Consider the following 2,093-nt stretch of genomic DNA (forward strand, 5'->3'; position numbering starts at 1 on the left):
CGCATCCGTTGACCGTCCACATCGACTGTTTGTATTTTCATGTTGCACACCGACTCAGCAATGACTCGCATCGTTTTTCTCTCTGGATGAGTGACAGCCTGGCGCTCCCGCAAGTACTTCAACAATCGAGGACATACGTCCCCGGCGCGTCGGCCAGCCGCTTGTGGCGCCGGTTGCCGGGCGCCTTCGGCGCAGTCCGCTTTTCGCCGGAGCGGGCGGCGAGCCACTCGCGCCAGTCGTTCCACCACGAGTCCGCCTCGGCGCGTGACTCCGCGAGCCAGGCGTCCGCGTGCTCGGGAAGCGCCGGATTCACGAAGAACTTCGCCTTCGGATTGCCCGGCGGATTGATGAGGCTCTGGATATGGCCGCTCGAACTAAGCACGAATCGCGTTTCGCCGCCGAACAGGCGCGCCGCGTTATAGACGCCTTTCCACGGCGTGATGTGATCGGTGATACCCGCCATTACGTACTTGTCGCACGTCACCTCGCCCAGGTCGATCGGCGTGCCGAGCACGGTGAGCGCCCGCGGCCGGCTGAAGAGGTTGCCCGTGAAGATATCGAGCAACTGTCCGTGCATGCGCGCGGGCAACCGCGTGGTGTCGTTGTTCCAGTACAGCACGTCGAATGCCGGCGGCGCATTGCCGATCAGATAGTTGTTCACCCAGTAGTTCCACACGAGGTCGTTGGGCCGCATCCACGCGAACACGCGCGCCATCTCCTCGCCCGCGAGCACGCCCGTGGCCCTGCTGCCGTGCTTGGCCGCTGTGATCGCCTCGGGCGTGGCGAACAAGCCCAACTGCGAGTCGGTCGTGCTGTCGAGCACCGCCACCATGAGCGTCGCGGCATTCACGCGCCTCTCGCCGCGTGCAGCGAGATGCCCGAGCAACGCGGCGATGGTCATCGCGCCCGAACAGGCGCCGTGCAGATTCACGTCCTCGCTGCCGGTGATCTCGCGCACCGCCGTGATGGCCTCGATCAGCGCGGCGACGTAGGTGTCCATGTCCCAGTCGCGCTGGTTGGCCGTCGGGTTGCGCCAGCTCACGGCAAACACCTGGAACTCGCTTTGCAGCAGGAATTCGACCATGCTCTTGCCTTTCGAGAGGTCGAATACATAAAACTTGTTGATCTGCGGCGGCACGATCAGATGCGCCCGCGCGTGGACCTTCGCGGTGACGGGCGTGTACTGGACGAGTTCGAGCACCTCGTTACGAAACACCACCGCGCCCGGTGTCGTCGCCAGATTCCTGCCGACTTCAAACGCGCTCTTGTCCACCTGGGCGGGCATGCCGTGATTGCCGAGGGTGTCGGCGAGCAGGTTCTTCAGCCCCGCGATGAGGCTCGCACCGCCCGACTCGGCGAGCTTCCGGAGCGCCGCTGGATTGCCTGCGAGCGTATTGGTTGGCGCAAGCGCATCGGCGACAAGCGTGAGCACGAACTGCGCGCGCTCACGGCCCTTGGCGTCGAGCGTGGAGCGCTCGACGAATCCCGCGAGCGCGTTGCGCCACGCGAAATAGCCCTGCAGCGTCGCGCGATAGAGCGCGGACTCGCGCCACGCGGGATCGATGAAGCGCTTGTCGCCCTGCGGCGCTACGGTTTCTGCCTGGCCAGTGAGAATCGCCATGAGGTCGCGGACGAGCGTCGCTTCCTGCTGCAGCAGCAGCGTCGGGTGCGTCAAGGCTTGCGCGGCGATCTGCTGCGCGGTGGCGACGATGTCGCACACGCGCAAGCCGACGAACGGGTTCGGGCCGAGCATGCCGTCGGCGGCGCGCAGCGCGAGTTCGTCGGCCTCGGGGCTGCGCGGCGGGTTGTTCAGGGTTGCTGTCATCTGGATCTTTCAGGTTGTTTCCATGGCTCTGCCGAGGCCTTCACGCCACCAGCATCACGAGCGTTTGCGCGACCAGCGCGGGCTTGTCCTCGCCCTCGATCAGCAACTCATTACTGGTCTTCAGGATGACGCGCCCGTCGCCCTTTCGCTCGATCGACGCCAGCACTACGCGGCTTCGCACGCGCGCCCCGGCTTTCACCGGCGTCATGAAGCGGACCTTGTCGAGCCCATAGTTCAGCCCTGCCTTTGCATCGGCAGGAATGAGCCC

At 65.3% G+C, this 2,093-nt stretch carries 2 protein-coding genes; both read right to left on the bottom strand.

Going from position 1 to position 2,093, the window contains the following annotated elements:
* Nucleotides 1–118: 118 nt before the first annotated feature.
* Nucleotides 119–1,825 (bottom strand): alpha/beta fold hydrolase, encoded by a 1,707-nt coding sequence (locus tag AWB67_RS36795; protein WP_087660737.1) that lies wholly within the window; start codon nt 1,823–1,825, stop codon nt 119–121.
* A gap of 40 nt (nt 1,826–1,865) precedes the next feature.
* Nucleotides 1,866–2,093, bottom strand: a 228-nt coding sequence (locus AWB67_RS36800; protein WP_510183518.1) for a hotdog family protein, incomplete at its 5' end; no start/stop codon positions are given.

The sequence above is a fragment of the Caballeronia terrestris genome (assembly GCF_001544515.1).
Taxonomy (GTDB): Bacteria; Pseudomonadota; Gammaproteobacteria; order Burkholderiales; family Burkholderiaceae; genus Caballeronia; species Caballeronia terrestris.